The organism is Pseudoclavibacter sp. VKM Ac-2888 (assembly GCF_015351285.1).
Classification (GTDB): domain Bacteria; phylum Actinomycetota; class Actinomycetes; order Actinomycetales; family Microbacteriaceae; genus Pseudoclavibacter.
Genome location: NZ_JADKSM010000001.1, coordinates 1,638,164 through 1,653,677, shown reverse-complemented (window position 1 = coordinate 1,653,677; position 15,514 = coordinate 1,638,164). Strand labels below are relative to the sequence as shown.

The following is a 15,514-nucleotide window of genomic DNA, read 5'->3' as shown; positions in this document are numbered from 1 at the left end:
CAGTGCAGTCAGGGAGCACGACGTATGTCCGTACGCGCAGAACGCCCGACGAGCGTGCCAGCTCGGCCGGAGCCGAATCGCTACCGCTCGGACATCCAGGGCCTGCGCGCGATCGCCTCGCTGCTCGTCGCGTCGTTCCACATCTGGTTCGGCACGGTCTCCGGCGGTGTCGACCTCTTCTTCGTCCTCGGCGGCTTCCTGCTGGCGACGACGCTTGTCGGCGAGCTCGAGCGACGGGGGAGCATCCGCGCCTGGCAGTACGTCAAGCGCACGGCCACCCGGCTCTTCCCGATGGCCGGACTCGTCCTCATCGTGGTCTCCGCAGTGCTCCTCATGACCGAGTCGCCGCTGTCGTTCCAGCGCAACGTGACGGATATCTTCGCCGCCGCGACGTACTGGGAGAACTGGCGGTTGGCGGGGGACGCAACCGACTACATCTCCGCGGGGCACGACAAGTCGGCCGTGCAGCACTTCTGGGCGATGTCGGTCCAGGGGCAGGCGACGCTGCTGCTGCTCGCATTCGTGCTCATCCTGGGGGCCATTGCGAAGCTCGCGAAGTGGCGTGTGCGTCGTGTCGCTACTGCGGGACTCGCGCTCCTCACTGCAGCATCGCTCATCTACGCGCTCAACGGCGTCGCGAGCGATCCTGTGCCCACCTACTACAGCACCTGGGCCCGCCTCTGGGAGTTCGGCATCGGCGCCGTCGCCGCGCTCGTGATGACGCGTATCCACCTGCCGAAGACCGTGCGAGCGCTTCTCGGCAGCCTCGGCCTCGCACTCGTGCTCACCGCGGGTCTCCTCCCGAGTGAATGGCCGTACCCGGGCCTCATCGCCCTGTACCCCGTCGGGGGTGCGCTCCTCGTGCTCATCTCAGGTGCCTCAGGGGAGCTCTCCGGCGGGAATCGTCTGCTCACGTGGCGACCGCTCGTCTGGCTCGGCGGCTTCTCGTACGGCCTGTACCTGTGGAGCTGGCCGATCCTCAAGCTCTTCGTCGAGCTCTTTCCCGAGCGCAGTGAGCCGGTGTCGTTCCTCGACGGTCTCCTGCTCCTCGCCGTGTCCATCGCCGTCGCCTGGGCGATGTCGCGCTTCCTCGCGTTCCTTGGCCGGGTTCGCAATCCGGTGGCCCAGGTGGATTCGACGGCGCCGAGATGGAAGCGCAATCCCCGGCTGCTGACCTCGGTCAGCGTGCCGTTGATCGCCATCGTGGCTTTCGTGGGTGTGCAGCTCGCACCTGGCCTGCGCCAGGAGGCCATCGCAGACCTCGGTCCCGGGCAGACCGTCACGAGCGAGCAGCAGCTGAGCCTCGCGATCACCGAGGCGCTCCTCGAGCCGACCGCGCTCAACGGCGAGGCGGTCTCGGGCTGGGATGCACTCGGCCCGGAATGGTCGGTGAACGGCTGCCTGACGGTCACCGACGACAATCGAGCCAACTGCCGCTACGCACCCGAAGATACCGATCAGGACTCCGGCGAAGAGCTCTGGATCGTCGGCGACTCGCAGGCTGTCTCCTGGGCACCCGGCGTCCGGGCAGCTGTCGGTGACGAGACGACCGTGCAACTGCTTGGCAAGAGCATGTGCCCCTTCACTCAGGGCGCAGCCCTCGACAGATCAGGCGACATGAAGGACGAGTGCGCCGCCCACAACAACTGGGTCATGGAGCTCGCTGCTGCGGACCGACCGGACACGGTGATCATCTCCTACGGCGGCTGGTGGGTGGGGGAGCAGTTCGGTGACCTCGCGTGGAACAAGGGAACCACGCTCGGCGAGGGCTCCGTTGAACTGGTCCGCGAGCTCACCGAGATGGGAATCGACGTCATCTGGCTCGACGCAGTGACTCCCGCCAACTCCCTGGACGCCTGCCTCGCCGCATCGACGCGGCAACAGGCCGAGGAATCCTGCACGAGCGCCTTCGGGCCGGAGTTCGTGGAGCGTCGCGATCACCAGGCCGAGCAGATGGCGGCAGGCGGAGCCGCGGTCGTCCGGACCTCCGACTGGTTCTGCGACGTGGAGCTCGGGCTCTGCCCCCTCGTCGTCGCTGGGATCTCCGTGCATTCGGACCCGACGCACGTGGGTCGCGAGTACTCGGTGTTCCTCGCCGATGTCATCGCACAGGGCCTCGCGGACGCGCGCGCCGAGTGACCAGCGAAATCCGCGACACGCCCGGGTTGCAAGAACAGGCCTCCCCGGTCTAAACTCGGTGAGTTCAGTATTTCGGGGCACGGCGCTAGTCGTGTGTTCGAATCACTGCCCGGAGTGTGCATAAGCGCCCCGCGTCGCAAGACGCCTGGTGTGCAGCTTAGGCCGCCGGCAGCAGAGCAAAGCTCCGGCCAAAGGAAGACACCTCACCGAGGTCGAATCCCGAAGGCCGTCCATCAGCTTGAGTACACTCCTGTGCTCCGAGCAGGTGAACTTGACAGAAAAACAGTGGTGCGAATCCCGGCGTGAAGACGCCACGGGGTTGCATGCGAAGCCGCAATGGCGGCACGTCATTGAGAGAGAGAGTCAACCATGGCGGGACAGAAGATCCGCATTCGACTGAAGTCGTATGACCACGAGGTCATCGACAGCTCGGCGCGCAAGATCGTCGACACCGTAACCCGTGCTGGCGCCTCCGTCATCGGTCCGGTGCCCCTGCCTACCGAGAAGAACGTGATCGCTGTGATCCGTAGCCCTCACAAGTACAAGGACAGCCGCGAGCACTTCGAGATGCGCACCCACAAGCGTCTGATCGACATTGTCGACCCGACGCCGAAGGCCGTCGACTCGCTCATGCGCCTCGACCTTCCGGCCGATGTCAACATCGAGATCAAGCTCTAGGGAAACACATGTCTACCGCTACCAAGACGTTCAAGGGTCTGCTGGGCACGAAGCTCGGCATGACCCAGGTCTGGGACGCTGAAAACCGTCTCGTCCCCGTCACGGTCATCCAGGTGAGCACCAACGTCGTCACCGAGATCATGACCGTCGAAAAGAACGGCTACGAAGCCGTTCAGATCGCCGCAGGCGCGATCGACCCGCGCAAGGTGAACAAGCCGGCAGCCGGCAAGTTCGCAGCAGCGGGCGTCACGCCTCGCCGCCACATCACCGAGCTCCGCACCGCTGATGCAGCCTCGTACACGATCGGTCAGGAGCTCGGCGCAGACACGTTCGAGCCCGGCACCAAGATCGACGTCGTCGGCACCAGCAAGGGCAAGGGCTTCGCCGGTGTCATGAAGCGTCACAACTTCTCCGGTGTCGGCGCATCTCACGGTGCGCACAAGAACCACCGTCGCCCCGGCTCCATCGGTGCCTCCGCGACCCCCAGCCGTGTCTTCAAGGGCACGCGCATGGCTGGCCGGATGGGTGGCGACCGCGTCACCGTCCAGAACCTCACGGTTCACGCAGCCGACGCCGAGAAGGGCATCCTCCTCGTCAAGGGTGCTGTCCCCGGCCCCAAGGGTCGTCTCGTTTTCGTTCGCAACGCAGTGAAGGGGGCCTAGTTTCCTATGGCAACCAAGATTGACGTCACCGACGCAGCCGGCAAGAAGTCCGGCTCGGTCGAACTGCCTGCCGCCATCTTCGACGCGCAGACCAACGTCCCGCTGATCCACCAGGTCGTCGTCGCACAGCGTGCGGCTGCTCGTCAGGGCACGCACAAGACGAAGAACCGTGGAGAGGTTTCCGGCTCCGGTCGCAAGCCGTTCAAGCAGAAGGGCACCGGCCGCGCCCGTCAGGGTTCGGTCCGCATGCCGCAGCACAAGGGTGGTGGCATCGTCCACGGACCGACGCCGCGTGACTACTCGCAGCGCACCCCCAAGAAGATGATTGCAGCCGCCCTCATCGGCGCACTGAGCGACCGCGCACGCGGTGGCCACCTGCACATCGTCGACTCCCTCGTCACGGGCGAGAAGGCCTCGACCAAGGTCGCAGCCGCAGCAATCGCGAAGGTCGCGGCGGGACGCAACATCCTCGTCGTCCTCGACCGCAGCGACGAGCTCAGCCTGCTGAGCGTCCGCAACCTGCAGGCACTTCACGTGCTCTTCGTGGACCAGCTCAACGCCTACGACGTCCTCGTCTCGGACGACATCCTCTTCACGAAGGCTGCTTACGACGCGTTCGTCGAGAGCAAGACCAGCAAGGAGCAGGGCGCATGAGCGCAAACAACAAGGACCCGCGCGACATCATCTTCGCGCCGGTGATCTCCGAGAAGAGCTACAGCCTGATCGACCAGGGCAAGTACACCTTCGAGGTCGACCCCCGTTCGAACAAGACCGAGATCAAGCTCGCTATCGAGCAGATCTTCGACGTCAAGGTCGACAAGGTCAACACCTTGAACCGCACGGGCAAGACGCGCCGCACCCGCTTCGGGCTCGGCAAGCGCAAGGACACCAAGCGCGCCATCGTCTCGCTCAAGTCCGGCACCATCGACATCTTCTCGAACGCCGGTTAATCGAGAGCACAGAGGACGAATTCACATGGCTATTCGCAATTACAAGCCCACGACGCCAGGTCGTCGTGGAGCCTCGGTGTCCGAGTTCACCGAGATCACGCGCTCGACTCCCGAAAAGTCGCTGCTCCGCCCCCTCACCAAGTCGGGTGGACGCAACAACCAGGGACGCATCACGACCCGTCACATCGGTGGTGGCCACAAGCGCCAGTACCGCGTCATCGACTTCCGTCGTAACGACAAGGACGGCGTGAACGCCAAGGTCGCTCACATCGAGTACGACCCCAACCGCACCGCTCGTATCGCGCTGCTGCACTTCTTCGACGGATCCAAGCGCTACATCCTGGCTCCCAACAAGCTCAAGCAGGGCGACATCATCGAGTCGGGCGCTGGCGCCGACATCAAGCCGGGCAACAACCTCCCGCTTCGCAACATCCCGACCGGTACGGTCATCCACGCCATCGAGCTCCGCCCAGGCGGCGGCGCGAAGATGGCGCGCTCGGCCGGAGCCTCCGTTCGCCTCGTTGCGAAGGACGGCCCCTACGCCCAGCTGCGTCTGCCGAGCGGCGAAGTCCGCAACGTCGACGTGCGCTGCCGCGCGACGATCGGCGAGGTCGGCAACGCCGAGCAGTCGAACATCAACCTGGGCAAGGCCGGCCGCAAGCGCTGGCTCGGCGTTCGCCCGACGGTCCGTGGTGTCGTCATGAACCCGGTCGACCACCCGCACGGTGGTGGTGAGGGCCGCACATCCGGTGGACGTCACCCGGTGAGCCCCTGGGGTAAGCCAGAAGGCCGCACCCGTCGCCCCAACAAGGAGAGCGACAAGCTCATCGTCCGCCGTCGCCCTGCCGGCAAGAAGCGTAAGTAGGAGATCAGAAGATGCCTCGCAGTCTCAAGAAGGGCCCCTTCGTCGACGAACACCTCTTCCAGAAGGTGGTCAAGCAGAACGAAGCTGGCTCGAAGAACGTCATCAAGACCTGGTCGCGCCGATCGATGATCGTGCCGGACATGCTCGGCCACACCATCGCCGTGCACGACGGTCGCAAGCACATCCCCGTGTTTGTCACCGAAACCATGGTCGGCCACAAGCTCGGCGAGTTTGCACCGACCCGCACCTTCCGTGGACACGAGAAGGACGACAAGAAGGGTCGTCGCCGCTAACGCGGCGACGTGAAGGAGGAAAATATGGTGGAGTCAACCGCACGCGTGCGGCACATCCGCGTCACCCCTCAGAAGGCTCGTCGCGTCGTCAACTTGATCCGCGGCAAGCAGGCGCTCGAAGCGCTCGCAATCCTGAAGTTCGCACCTCAGGGTGCCTCTGAGCCGGTCTACAAGGTCGTTGCATCCGCAATCGCCAACGCACGTGTCAAGGCAGACAAGGAAAGCCAGTTCCTTGACGAGCGCGACCTCTACATCGCCAAGGCGTTCGTAGACGAGGGTGCAACCCTCAAGCGCTTCCGTCCACGTGCACAGGGACGAGCATTCCGCATCAACAAGCGCACAAGCCACATCACGGTTGTGCTGGCGACGCCGGAGCTCGCCGAGGCCGAGAAGGGGAGCAGCAAGTAATGGGCCAGAAGATCAATCCGTACGGCTTCCGTCTCGGAATCACGACCGACCACGTCTCCCGCTGGTACGCAGACTCGACCAAGCCGGGTCAGCGCTACAGCGACTACGTCAAGGAAGACATCCGCATTCGCGAGTATCTCCAGAAGACACTCGACCGTGCAGGCGTCTCCCGCATCGAGATCGAGCGCACGCGTGACCGCGTTCGCGTCGACATCTACACGGCACGCCCCGGCATCGTCATCGGACGACGCGGAGCAGAGGCCGAGCGCATCCGCGCCGACCTCGAGAAGCTCACGGGCAAGCAGATCCAGCTGAACATCCTCGAGGTCAAGAACCCCGAGGCTGACGCTCAGCTGGTCGCGCAGGGCATCGCCGAGCAGCTCTCTGCTCGTGTCGCCTTCCGCCGTGCGATGCGCAAGGGCCTCCAGGGCGCTCAGCGTGCAGGTGCCAAGGGCATCCGCATCCAGGTCTCCGGCCGCCTCGGCGGTGCTGAGATGAGCCGCTCGGAGTTCTACCGCGAGGGACGCGTTCCGCTGCACACGCTCCGCGCCAACATCGACTACGGCTTCTACGAGGCCAAGACCACCTACGGTCGCATCGGTGTCAAGGTGTGGATCTACAAGGGCGACATGACCAACAAGGAACTCGCCCGCGAACAGGCCAACCAGAAGTCGTCCCGTGGGGACCGTAACGACCGCTCACGCCGTGGCCCGCGCCGCGACAACGAGAAGCAGGTCGCCGCAGGAGTTGAGGCGTAACCATGTTGATTCCACGTCGAGTCAAGCACCGTAAGCAGCACCGCCCGGACCGTAGCGGCATGTCGAAGGGTGGCAACACCGTATCGTTCGGCGAGTTCGGCATCCAGGCGCTCACCCCGTCCTACGTGACCAACCGTCAGATCGAGGCAGCTCGTATCGCCATGACGCGTCACATCAAGCGTGGCGGCAAGGTCTGGATCAACATCTACCCGGACCGCCCGATGACCGCTCGCCCCGCCGAGACCCGCATGGGTTCCGGTAAGGGTGCAGTCGACTCCTGGGTTGCGAACGTCAAGCCCGGCCGCGTCCTCTTCGAGGTCGCCGGCGTCAGCGAGGAGCTCGCTCGCGAGGCCCTCACGCGCGCCATCCACAAGCTGCCGCTCAAGGCACGCATCATTTCGCGCGAGGAAGGCGAGTAATCATGGCGATTGGTACCAAGGAGCTCGCCACCACCGAGCTCGACAACTTCGAAGACGGACGTCTCGTCGAGGAGCTCAAGAAGGCCAAGGAAGAGCTGTTCAACCTGCGCTTCCAGGCCGTGACCAACCAGGTCGAAGAGCGCGGACGCATCCGTCAGGTCAAGCGCGACATCGCGCGCATCTACACGGTGATCCGCGAGCGTGAGCTCGGGATCCGCGCAACCCCGGCCCCGGTCGAGAAGCCGGCCAAGAAGTCGAAGGCCACCAAGGCTTCGAAGAAGGCCGAAGCCTCCGAGGCTGCGCCCGAGGCTGAGAACGAGGAGACCAAGTAATGGCTGAAAGCACGACACAGCCCGAGGCAACGGAAGAAGCGCACGAGCGCAACTACCGCAAGACCCGGCGCGGCTACGTCACGAGCGACAAGATGGAAAAGACCATCACCGTCTCGGTCGAAGAGCGCGTCAAGCACCCCCTCTATGGCAAGGTGCTCCGCCGCTCGAGCAAGGTCAAGGCGCACGACGCCGACAACCAGGCCGGCATCGGCGACCTCGTCCTGATTGCAGAGACCCGTCCCCTCAGCGCTACCAAGCGCTGGCGCCTGGTCGAGATCCTGGAGAAGGCGAAGTAGGCCTCGCCTCTTCGACCACTCAGCGAAGGAATTTGACAGATGCTTCAGCAAGAATCACGAGTCCGTGTCGCCGACAACACCGGCGCCAAGGAACTCCTCACGATCCGCGTACTCGGTGGCTCCGGCCGCCGCTACGCGGGGATCGGTGACGTCATCGTCGCGACCGTCAAGGACGCGATCCCTGGCGGAAACCTCAAGAAGGGTGAGGTCGTCAAGGCCGTCATCGTTCGCACAGTCAAGTCGACCCGTCGTCCCGACGGTTCGTACATCAAGTTCGACGAGAACGCAGCCGTCATCCTCAAGGGTGACAACGAGCCGCGTGGCACTCGAATCTTCGGACCGGTCGGTCGCGAACTCCGCGACAAGAAGTTCATGAAGATCGTGTCGCTCGCGCCGGAGGTGATTTAACCCATGGCAACGATCCGCAAGGGCGACCTGGTCCAGGTCATCTCGGGCCCGAGCCAGGCTCGTGGTGGAGACCGCGGCAAGCAGGGCGAAGTGCTCGAGGTGCTCCGCGAAGAGAACCGCATTCTCGTTCAGGGAATCAACTTCGTGACCAAGCACGTTCGCGTCGGACAGACGCAGCGTGGCACGAAGACGGGTGGCATCGAGACCGTCGAGGCCCCCATCCACATCTCCAACGTCGCACTCGTCGACCCCGAGACCAAGCAGCCGGCTCGCACCGGTGTGCAGGTCGAAGAGGTCACGAAGGACGGCGTGACCAAGACGGTGCGCACGCGCGTCTTCAAGCCATCGCGCCGCGCTGCGAAGCCGGCCAAGGTCGAGAAGGCCGCCAAGGCCGACAAGGCTGAGAAGGCTGAGAAGAAGCCCGCGACGAAGGCCAAGGCCGCCGCACCGAAGAAGAAGGACGACGAGTAGATATGACTGACATCGCCACGGAGGCTGGCAAAATCCAGCCCCGTCTCAAGCTGAAGTACCGCGACGAGCTCAAGGCTCAGCTGCAGGCAGACCTCGGCGTGAGCAACGTCCACCAGGTTCCCGGTCTCGTGAAGATCGTCGTGAACATGGGTGTTGGCGAAGCAGCTCGCGACGGAAAGATCATCGAGGGTGCCATCACGGACCTCACGGCGATCACCGGTCAGAAGCCGAAGGTCACGAAGGCCACGAAGTCGATCGCACAGTTCAAGCTGCGCGAAGGACAGCCGATCGGCGCGCACGTCACACTGCGCGGCGACCGCATGTGGGAATTCCTCGACCGCCTGCTCTCGCTCGCTCTTCCCCGTATCCGCGACTTCCGTGGTCTCAACGACCGCCAGTTCGACGGAAACGGAAACTACACCTTCGGCCTCACGGAGCAGGTAATGTTCCATGAGATCGATCCAGACAAGATCGACCGCACACGCGGTATGGACATCACCGTCGTCACGACGGCGAAGAACGACGAAGATGGGCGCGCTCTCCTGGGCAAGCTCGGCTTCCCGTTCCAGGCCGGTCTCCAGCAGAACTAGTCTGAACACCCGAGGGTCACGGCGTATGCCGTGACCCCATCGGGCTGTTGCAACCGCAATGGCCCGTCCACCACAGGTCGCGGGGCCGTGTACGGCCCCGCGAAACCAGGCGAAAGGCACTCATCATGACGATGACAGATCCCGTCGCAGATATGCTGACGCGACTGCGCAACGCGAACTCGGCGCACCACGACTCCGTGTCGATGCCGAGCTCGAAGCTCAAGTCCCACATTGCCGACATCCTCAAGCGCGAGGGTTACATCACCGACTGGACAGTCGAAGATGCACGAGTGGGCCAGACCCTCACTCTCTCGCTGAAGTTCGGTCCGAACCGCGAGAGGTCGATCGTCGGCATCAAGCGCGTCTCCAAGCCAGGTCTCCGCGTGTACGCGCGCTCGACCGAGCTGCCAAGCGTCCTCGGCGGCCTCGGCATTGCCATCCTGTCCACCTCCTCCGGTCTCCTCACGGACCGTCAGGCCGAGCAGAAGGGCGTAGGCGGAGAAGTCCTCGCCTACGTGTGGTAATCCGTCATGTCACGAATTGGTCGTCTCCCGATCAGCGTCCCAGCAGGCGTTGACATCAAGATCGACGCGCAGAACGTCACCGTCAAGGGACCGAAGGGCGAGCTCGCGCTCGTCGTCGCGAACCCCATCGAGGTCAAGCTCGAAGACGGTCAGCTTCTCGTCACGCGTCCGAACGACGAGCGTGAGTCGCGTGCACTGCACGGCCTGACCCGCACGCTCATCAACAACAACATCATCGGCGTCACCGAGGGCTACACGAAGAAGCTCGAGGTCGTTGGAACCGGTTACCGCATCGTTTCCAAGGGCACGGGCGTCGAGTTCGCACTCGGCTACTCGCACCCGATCAACGTCGAGCCCCCCCAGGGCATCACGTTCCAGGTCGAGGGCAACAACAAGCTCACGGTCGTCGGAATCGACAAGCAGGCTGTCGGCGAGGTCGCAGCGAACATCCGCAAGCTCCGCCTCCCCGAGCCCTACAAGGGCAAGGGCGTGCGTTACGAGGGCGAGCAGATCCGCCGCAAGGCCGGAAAGTCAGGTAAGTAACCATGGGACTCGGAACTCGAGGAAAGAGCAAGCAGGCAGCGACCCGTCGCCGCCACGTCCGCCTTCGCAAGAAGGTCTCCGGCGACGCACAGCGTCCCCGTCTCGTCGTCACGCGCTCGGCGCGTCACGTCTTCGTCCAGGTTGTCGACGACACCAAGGGCATCACGCTGGCTTCGGCATCCACCATGGAAGCCGAGCTGCGTGAGTTCGACGGTGACAAGTCGGCCAAGGCGAAGCGGGTCGGCGAGCTCGTCGGCGCACGCGCCAAGGACGCCGGCATCGAAAGCGTGGTCTTCGACCGCGGCGGCAACAAGTACGCCGGTCGCGTCGCGGCCATCGCTGATGGAGCACGAGAGGCAGGGCTGAACCTGTGACCGAGAAAATCGACACCAACACGCCCGACAACATGACCGACACGCCCGTTGAGACGGCCGCGTCGAGTGAGTCGGCACAGCGCGACGGAGGTCGCGACAACAACCGCCGCGGTGGTCGTGGCGAGCGTGGCCAGGGCGGCCGCGACCGCAACTCGCGCGATGACAAGAACCAGTTCCTGGAGCGCGTCGTCACCATCAACCGCGTCTCCAAGGTCGTCAAGGGCGGTCGTCGCTTCGCGTTCACCGCGCTGGTCGTCGTCGGCGACGGCAACGGACTCGTGGGCGTCGGCTACGGCAAGGCCCGTGAGGTCCCGCTGGCCATCGCCAAGGGCGTCGAAGAGGCGAAGAAGAACTTCTTCCGCGTTCCTCGCGTCCTGAAGACGATCCCGCACCCCGTGCAGGGCGAGGCAGCAGCAGGCGTCGTCCTGCTCCGTCCCGCCGCTGCAGGTACCGGTGTTATCGCCGGTGGCCCCGTCCGCGCCGTGCTTGAGTGCGCGGGCATCCACGACGTCCTGTCGAAGTCGCTCGGTTCGTCGAACACGATCAACATCGTGCACGCAACCGTCGCGGCGCTGAAGCAGCTCGAGGAGCCGCGCGCAGTCGCAGCTCGTCGTGGCCTGCCCGTCGACCAGGTCGTTCCGCAGCGCATTCTGCGTGCCGAGGCCAACGCGGCCAAGGCCGCAGCCGAAGCACAGAAGGTCGGTGCCTGATGGCCAAGAGTCTCAAGGTGACCCAGATCAAGTCCAAGATCAGCGAGAAGCAGAACCAGCGCGACACACTGCGCTCGCTCGGCCTCAAGCGCATTGGCCACACCGTCGTCAAGCCGGACAACTCGGTGAACCGCGGCTACGTCAAGACAGTCGCTCACCTGGTTTCAGTTGAGGAGATCTCCGAATGACCAAGAACGAGAACGAGAAGGATGTGACCTCCGAGCCTCAGCTCAAGGTCCACCACCTCCGCCCCGCTCCCGGTGCCAAGAAGTCCAAGACGCGCGTTGGTCGCGGTGAGGGCTCCAAGGGCAAGACCGCCGGTCGCGGCACCAAGGGCTCGAAGGCGCGCACGACAGTGCGTATCGGCTTCGAGGGTGGCCAGATGCCGCTGCACATGCGTACGCCGAAGCTGCGCGGGTTCAAGAACCCGTTCCGCGTCGAGTACCAGGTCGTCAACCTCTCCAAGCTGGCCGAGCTCTTCCCCGAGGGCGGCGATGTCACCATCGCGAACCTCGTGGCAAAGGGTGCGGTTCGCAAGAACGAGCCCGTCAAGGTGCTCGGCAATGGTGAGATTGCGGTTAAGCTGAACGTCGCGGTCGACAAGGTCTCCAGCTCAGCAGAGCAGAAGATCGTTGCCGCCGGCGGTTCCGTCAAGTAGCAACTCCAAGCGGGGGTCGGCGGTTGCCGACCCCCGTTTGTCTCTTTCACGAGAAATGAAAGCAGGAACGTAGTGTTCAGTGCCGTCGCACGAGTGTTCAAGACACCGGATCTTCGTCGCAAGATCCTCTTCACGCTCGCTATGGTCGCCATCTACCGGATCGGCACCACGGTTCCTGGCCCATTTGTGAACTACGTCAACGTGCAGCAGTGTCTCGACACTGGAACGCAGATGGCCGGTCTCTACGACATGGTCAACCTGTTCTCCGGTGGCGCGCTGCTGCAGTTGTCGATCTTCGCGCTGGGCATCATGCCGTACATCACGGCCTCGATCATCACGCAGCTGCTGCGTGTGGTCATCCCGCACTTCGAGGCGCTCCACAAGGAGGGTCAGGCGGGTCAGTCGAAGCTCACGCAGTACACGCGCTACCTGACCATCGCCCTCGCGATCCTCCAGGCGACGACACTCGTGACGGTGGCGAAGTCGGGAACGCTCTTCGGCACGGGCAACCCTGCCTGCGAGAACGTCCTCGACATGCTCAACGAGTCCGCCGCGACCCCGGAGAACGCCGTCATCAACATGGTGCGCGTCGTGCTCATGGTCGCAGCCATGACAGCTGGCACCGCGGTCATCATGTGGATGGCCGAGCTCATCACCGAGCGCGGCGTCGGCAACGGCATGTCGCTCCTGATCTTCACGTCGATCGCAGCCTCGTTCCCGTCCGCCTTCGGCGCCATCGCCGCCGGTACCGGTGGAATGACCACGCTCGTCATCGTCATCGCGATCGGGCTGCTCATCATGATGGCCGTCGTCTTCGTCGAGCAGTCGCAGCGTCGCATCCCCGTCCAGTACGCGAAGCGCATGGTCGGACGCCGCACGTATGGCGGCAACAGCACGTACATCCCGATCAAGGTGAACCAGGCAGGCGTTATCCCTGTCATCTTCGCCTCGTCGCTGCTGTACCTTCCCGCGCTCGTCGCCCAGTTCAACCAGCCTGCCGCGGGGGAGACCCCGCCAGAGTGGGTCACCTGGGTCATGAACAACTTCACGACGGGCGACCACCCGCTCTACATGGCGGTCTACTTCCTCCTCATCATCGGCTTCACGTACTTCTACGTCGCGATCGCCTTCAACCCTGAGGAGGTTGCCGAGAACATGCGAAAGCACGGTGGCTTCGTTCCCGGCATCCGTGCCGGACGCCCCACCGCCGAGTACCTGAATTTCGTGCTCACGCGAATCACCTTCCCCGGTTCGCTCTACCTCGGCGTGCTCGCGCTCATCCCGCTCATCGCGCTGTCCACGGTCAATGCAAATGCCAACTTCCCGTTCGGCGGCGCATCGATCCTCATCGTCGTGGGCGTCGGACTCGAGACGGTGAAGCAGATCGACGCTCAACTCCAACAACGCAACTACGAGGGGCTTCTCCGATGACACATCACGACCAGACCTTCCGCCTGCTCATCGTTGGTCCCCCCGGGGCCGGCAAGGGAACGCAGGCCGTCGGCATCGCCGAGGCCTTCGGTATCCCAGCCATCTCGACCGGTGACATCTTCCGTGCCAACATCAAGAACGGCACGAACCTCGGCATCCAGGTCCGCGAGATCATCGAGAGCGGCAACCTGGTTCCCGATTCGCTGACGAACGAGCTCGTCCGCGACCGCCTCACGGAGGCCGACGCCGCTGGCGGCTTCCTCCTCGACGGCTACCCGCGCACACTCGAGCAGGTCGCGTTCCTCACGCAGCTCCTCGCTGACCAGGGCACGGCGATCGATGCCGTCATCGAGCTCAAGGTCGAGATCGACAGCGTCGTGGAGCGCCTCCGCCGCCGCGCGCTCGAGCAGGGCCGCGCCGACGACACGGAAGAGGCCATCAGGCACCGTCAGAACGTGTACCTGCAGGAGACCGCGCCGCTTCTCGAGACGTACTCCGCTCGCGGATCGCTCGTGAGCGTCAACGGCTTCGGCACCGTCGAGGAAGTCCGGAACCGCATCTTCGCTGCTCTCGAGCAGCGGGGCCTGCGTCACCCACTGCACCGCCTGAGCGGCAAATAGGACTCACCCGGCAAGACAAGCAAGGACCCGAGCGGATTTCTCCCGCTCGGGTCCTCTTGCGTTTGCCGGAATGCACGCCGCGGAGACACCGCAGGGCCGTTCGCACCTGGTTCTGTGCTGTCTTCGTCGGCTAGCGTTGCCCTGTCGGCGCCTCCAGCTCGGAGAGCCGGAGAACCCTGTTGACGCAGTCGTCCAGGAACGGAGACACAGATGTCCTCACTCTCAGCTGAGCCCCATGACCTCATCGACTTCGACGTGCTCTTGAGCAAGGAGGAGCTGGCGCTGCGCAGTCGCGTCCGACTCCTCGTCGACGAGCACGTCAGGCCGCACATCGCGTCCTGGTACGAGGACGCGGTCTTCCCGATCGACCTCGTGCCGATGCTCGCGAGCGAGGGGCTGCTTGGCATGCACTTGAGCGGCTACGGGTGCGCTGGTCGCAGCGCCGTCGAGTACGGCATCGCCGCGGCGGAGCTCGAGGCGGGAGACTCCGGTATTCGTACCTTCGTCTCCGTGCAGGGCTCTCTGGCCATGAGCGCCATCTGGAAGCACGGGAGCGAGGAGCAGAAGGTCGAGTGGCTGCCGCGCATGGCGGCTGGCGAGGTCATCGGCTGCTTCGGGCTGACCGAGCCCGCTGCCGGATCCGATCCGGGGACGATGGGCACCTTCGCGCGTCGAGATGGCTCGGACTGGGTGCTCAGCGGCACCAAACGCTGGATCGGCCTGGCGTCCCTCGCCCACATCGCGATCATCTGGGCGCAGACGGACGATGGCATCAGGGGGTTCATCGTGCCGACGGCTTCCGCCGGCTTCTCGGCGACCCCCATCGGCCCGAAGCTCTCGATGCGCGCGTCCGTCCAATGCGACGTCGTCCTCGACGAGGTCCGGGTCCCCGCCGCTGCGATGCTGCCCGGTGCCCGCGGGCTGCGTGGGCCGTTCGAGTGCCTCAATGAGGCCCGCTACGGTATCGCCTGGGGGGTCATGGGCGCTGCCAGGGACAGCTTCGAGGACGCGCTCGCGTACGCGGGAGAGCGGCAGCCGTTCAACCGTCCGCTGGCAGGCTTCCAGCTCACGCAGCAGAAGCTCGTGGACATGGCCCTCGAGATCAACAAGGGCTTCCTGCTCGCCCTCCAGCTCGGGCGGCTGAAGGACGCGGGCCGCATCCAGCCGCACCATATCTCCGCTGGCAAGCTCAACAACACCCGCGAGGCGATCGCGATCGCTCGCGAGGCGAGGACGATCCTCGGCGGCAACGGCATCACCCTCGACCACTCGCCGCTCCGCCACGCCAACAACCTGGAGTCGGTCCGCACCTACGAGGGGACCGACGAGATCCACACGCTGGTGCTTGGCAGCAAGCTCACCGGCATTCCGGCGTTCCGGTAGGG

23 protein-coding genes and 1 pseudogene are annotated in these 15,514 nt (G+C 64.6%); all 24 read left to right on the top strand.

What is annotated here, in order from left to right; genetic code table 11:
• Positions 1–24 precede the first annotated feature (24 nt).
• The gene (locus ITJ61_RS07975) at positions 25–2,139 is read left to right on the top strand and encodes an acyltransferase family protein (protein WP_194685917.1); all 2,115 of its coding nucleotides are present in this window, start codon (positions 25–27) and stop codon (positions 2,137–2,139) included.
• Positions 2,140–2,508: 369 nt separating this feature from the next.
• Positions 2,509–2,817 (top strand): 30S ribosomal protein S10, encoded by a 309-nt coding sequence (rpsJ, locus tag ITJ61_RS07970; protein ID WP_068479296.1) that lies wholly within the window; start codon positions 2,509–2,511, stop codon positions 2,815–2,817.
• Between the two features lie 8 nt (positions 2,818–2,825).
• A complete protein-coding gene (rplC, locus tag ITJ61_RS07965) occupies positions 2,826–3,479 on the top strand; it encodes a 50S ribosomal protein L3 (protein ID WP_104242682.1) in 654 nt (217 codons plus the stop codon).
• Between the two features lie 6 nt (positions 3,480–3,485).
• Positions 3,486–4,133 carry a 50S ribosomal protein L4 gene (gene rplD / locus ITJ61_RS07960; RefSeq protein ID WP_104307186.1) on the top strand — a complete coding sequence of 216 codons (648 nt, stop codon included), beginning with the start codon at positions 3,486–3,488 and terminating at the stop codon, positions 4,131–4,133.
• Positions 4,130–4,429: a 50S ribosomal protein L23 gene (gene rplW, locus ITJ61_RS07955; RefSeq protein ID WP_068479290.1), complete on the top strand. Its 300-nt coding sequence runs from the start codon at positions 4,130–4,132 to the stop codon at positions 4,427–4,429. Before rplD ends, rplW begins: the two co-directional genes overlap by 4 nt.
• A 25-nt stretch (positions 4,430–4,454) precedes the next feature.
• The gene (gene rplB, locus ITJ61_RS07950) at positions 4,455–5,294 is read left to right on the top strand and encodes a 50S ribosomal protein L2 (protein ID WP_068479288.1); all 840 of its coding nucleotides are present in this window, start codon (positions 4,455–4,457) and stop codon (positions 5,292–5,294) included.
• A gap of 11 nt (positions 5,295–5,305) precedes the next feature.
• Entirely contained in the window at positions 5,306–5,587 is a 282-nt protein-coding gene (gene rpsS / locus ITJ61_RS07945; protein WP_068479286.1) for a 30S ribosomal protein S19, read from the top strand.
• A 24-nt stretch (positions 5,588–5,611) separates the two neighbouring features.
• Positions 5,612–5,995 carry a 50S ribosomal protein L22 gene (gene rplV / locus ITJ61_RS07940; RefSeq protein WP_104242678.1) on the top strand — a complete coding sequence of 128 codons (384 nt, stop codon included), beginning with the start codon at positions 5,612–5,614 and terminating at the stop codon, positions 5,993–5,995.
• A complete protein-coding gene (rpsC, locus tag ITJ61_RS07935; protein WP_104242676.1) occupies positions 5,995–6,753 on the top strand; it encodes a 30S ribosomal protein S3 in 759 nt (252 codons plus the stop codon). The genes rplV and rpsC overlap by 1 nt, the downstream gene beginning before the upstream one ends.
• Positions 6,754–6,755: 2 nt before the next feature.
• Entirely contained in the window at positions 6,756–7,172 is a 417-nt protein-coding gene (gene rplP / locus ITJ61_RS07930; RefSeq protein WP_068479279.1) for a 50S ribosomal protein L16, read from the top strand.
• Positions 7,173–7,174: 2 nt separating this feature from the next.
• Positions 7,175–7,504: a 50S ribosomal protein L29 gene (gene rpmC / locus ITJ61_RS07925; RefSeq protein ID WP_104299433.1), complete on the top strand. Its 330-nt coding sequence runs from the start codon at positions 7,175–7,177 to the stop codon at positions 7,502–7,504.
• A complete protein-coding gene (gene rpsQ, locus ITJ61_RS07920) occupies positions 7,504–7,800 on the top strand; it encodes a 30S ribosomal protein S17 (protein ID WP_104242672.1) in 297 nt (98 codons plus the stop codon). Before rpmC ends, rpsQ begins: the two co-directional genes overlap by 1 nt.
• A 39-nt stretch (positions 7,801–7,839) precedes the next feature.
• The gene (rplN, locus tag ITJ61_RS07915) at positions 7,840–8,208 is read left to right on the top strand and encodes a 50S ribosomal protein L14 (RefSeq protein ID WP_068479273.1); all 369 of its coding nucleotides are present in this window, start codon (positions 7,840–7,842) and stop codon (positions 8,206–8,208) included.
• Between the two features lie 3 nt (positions 8,209–8,211).
• Positions 8,212–8,556 (top strand): annotated as a pseudogene (rplX, locus tag ITJ61_RS07910) (50S ribosomal protein L24); the annotation flags it as partial.
• A gap of 125 nt (positions 8,557–8,681) precedes the next feature.
• Positions 8,682–9,269, top strand: coding sequence for a 50S ribosomal protein L5 (gene rplE, locus ITJ61_RS07905; protein ID WP_104242668.1), 588 nt, complete (start codon positions 8,682–8,684; stop codon positions 9,267–9,269).
• Positions 9,270–9,394: 125 nt separating this feature from the next.
• On the top strand, positions 9,395–9,793 hold the full coding sequence (rpsH, locus tag ITJ61_RS07900; RefSeq protein WP_068479267.1) for a 30S ribosomal protein S8: 399 nt from the start codon (positions 9,395–9,397) through the stop codon (positions 9,791–9,793).
• Between the two features lie 6 nt (positions 9,794–9,799).
• The gene (gene rplF, locus ITJ61_RS07895; RefSeq protein ID WP_104242666.1) at positions 9,800–10,336 is read left to right on the top strand and encodes a 50S ribosomal protein L6; all 537 of its coding nucleotides are present in this window, start codon (positions 9,800–9,802) and stop codon (positions 10,334–10,336) included.
• 2 nt (positions 10,337–10,338) lie between these two features.
• Positions 10,339–10,710, top strand: a complete 372-nt coding sequence (gene rplR, locus ITJ61_RS07890) for a 50S ribosomal protein L18 (RefSeq protein WP_104242664.1) — start codon at positions 10,339–10,341, stop codon at positions 10,708–10,710.
• 32 nt (positions 10,711–10,742) lie between these two features.
• Positions 10,743–11,420 (top strand): 30S ribosomal protein S5, encoded by a 678-nt coding sequence (rpsE, locus tag ITJ61_RS07885; protein WP_104242810.1) that lies wholly within the window; start codon positions 10,743–10,745, stop codon positions 11,418–11,420.
• On the top strand, positions 11,420–11,608 hold the full coding sequence (gene rpmD / locus ITJ61_RS07880; RefSeq protein ID WP_104242663.1) for a 50S ribosomal protein L30: 189 nt from the start codon (positions 11,420–11,422) through the stop codon (positions 11,606–11,608). Before rpsE ends, rpmD begins: the two co-directional genes overlap by 1 nt.
• On the top strand, positions 11,605–12,078 hold the full coding sequence (gene rplO, locus ITJ61_RS07875) for a 50S ribosomal protein L15 (protein ID WP_104242661.1): 474 nt from the start codon (positions 11,605–11,607) through the stop codon (positions 12,076–12,078). The genes rpmD and rplO overlap by 4 nt, the downstream gene beginning before the upstream one ends.
• A 72-nt stretch (positions 12,079–12,150) precedes the next feature.
• The gene (secY, locus tag ITJ61_RS07870; RefSeq protein ID WP_104242659.1) at positions 12,151–13,509 is read left to right on the top strand and encodes a preprotein translocase subunit SecY; all 1,359 of its coding nucleotides are present in this window, start codon (positions 12,151–12,153) and stop codon (positions 13,507–13,509) included.
• A complete protein-coding gene (locus ITJ61_RS07865) occupies positions 13,506–14,129 on the top strand; it encodes an adenylate kinase (protein ID WP_104242657.1) in 624 nt (207 codons plus the stop codon). Before secY ends, ITJ61_RS07865 begins: the two co-directional genes overlap by 4 nt.
• A 210-nt stretch (positions 14,130–14,339) precedes the next feature.
• Positions 14,340–15,512 (top strand): acyl-CoA dehydrogenase family protein, encoded by a 1,173-nt coding sequence (locus tag ITJ61_RS07860; protein WP_104307182.1) that lies wholly within the window; start codon positions 14,340–14,342, stop codon positions 15,510–15,512.
• Positions 15,513–15,514: the final 2 nt, after the last annotated feature.

Coding starts and splice junctions, on each gene's coding strand:
- rpsH (WP_068479267.1), top strand. CDS start 9,395: ATGACGATGACAGATCCCGTCGCAGATATGCTGACGCGACTGCGCAAC.
- ITJ61_RS07860 (WP_104307182.1), top strand. CDS start 14,340: ATGTCCTCACTCTCAGCTGAGCCCCATGACCTCATCGACTTCGACGTG.
- rpsJ (WP_068479296.1), top strand. CDS start 2,509: ATGGCGGGACAGAAGATCCGCATTCGACTGAAGTCGTATGACCACGAG.
- rpsE (WP_104242810.1), top strand. CDS start 10,743: ATGACCGACACGCCCGTTGAGACGGCCGCGTCGAGTGAGTCGGCACAG.
- ITJ61_RS07865 (WP_104242657.1), top strand. CDS start 13,506: ATGACACATCACGACCAGACCTTCCGCCTGCTCATCGTTGGTCCCCCC.
- rplC (WP_104242682.1), top strand. CDS start 2,826: ATGTCTACCGCTACCAAGACGTTCAAGGGTCTGCTGGGCACGAAGCTC.
- rpmC (WP_104299433.1), top strand. CDS start 7,175: ATGGCGATTGGTACCAAGGAGCTCGCCACCACCGAGCTCGACAACTTC.
- rplV (WP_104242678.1), top strand. CDS start 5,612: ATGGTGGAGTCAACCGCACGCGTGCGGCACATCCGCGTCACCCCTCAG.
- rplP (WP_068479279.1), top strand. CDS start 6,756: ATGTTGATTCCACGTCGAGTCAAGCACCGTAAGCAGCACCGCCCGGAC.
- rplB (WP_068479288.1), top strand. CDS start 4,455: ATGGCTATTCGCAATTACAAGCCCACGACGCCAGGTCGTCGTGGAGCC.
- ITJ61_RS07975 (WP_194685917.1), top strand. CDS start 25: ATGTCCGTACGCGCAGAACGCCCGACGAGCGTGCCAGCTCGGCCGGAG.
- rplD (WP_104307186.1), top strand. CDS start 3,486: ATGGCAACCAAGATTGACGTCACCGACGCAGCCGGCAAGAAGTCCGGC.
- rplR (WP_104242664.1), top strand. CDS start 10,339: ATGGGACTCGGAACTCGAGGAAAGAGCAAGCAGGCAGCGACCCGTCGC.
- rplE (WP_104242668.1), top strand. CDS start 8,682: ATGACTGACATCGCCACGGAGGCTGGCAAAATCCAGCCCCGTCTCAAG.
- rplW (WP_068479290.1), top strand. CDS start 4,130: ATGAGCGCAAACAACAAGGACCCGCGCGACATCATCTTCGCGCCGGTG.
- rpsQ (WP_104242672.1), top strand. CDS start 7,504: ATGGCTGAAAGCACGACACAGCCCGAGGCAACGGAAGAAGCGCACGAG.
- rpmD (WP_104242663.1), top strand. CDS start 11,420: ATGGCCAAGAGTCTCAAGGTGACCCAGATCAAGTCCAAGATCAGCGAG.
- rplN (WP_068479273.1), top strand. CDS start 7,840: ATGCTTCAGCAAGAATCACGAGTCCGTGTCGCCGACAACACCGGCGCC.
- rplF (WP_104242666.1), top strand. CDS start 9,800: ATGTCACGAATTGGTCGTCTCCCGATCAGCGTCCCAGCAGGCGTTGAC.
- rpsS (WP_068479286.1), top strand. CDS start 5,306: ATGCCTCGCAGTCTCAAGAAGGGCCCCTTCGTCGACGAACACCTCTTC.
- rplO (WP_104242661.1), top strand. CDS start 11,605: ATGACCAAGAACGAGAACGAGAAGGATGTGACCTCCGAGCCTCAGCTC.
- rpsC (WP_104242676.1), top strand. CDS start 5,995: ATGGGCCAGAAGATCAATCCGTACGGCTTCCGTCTCGGAATCACGACC.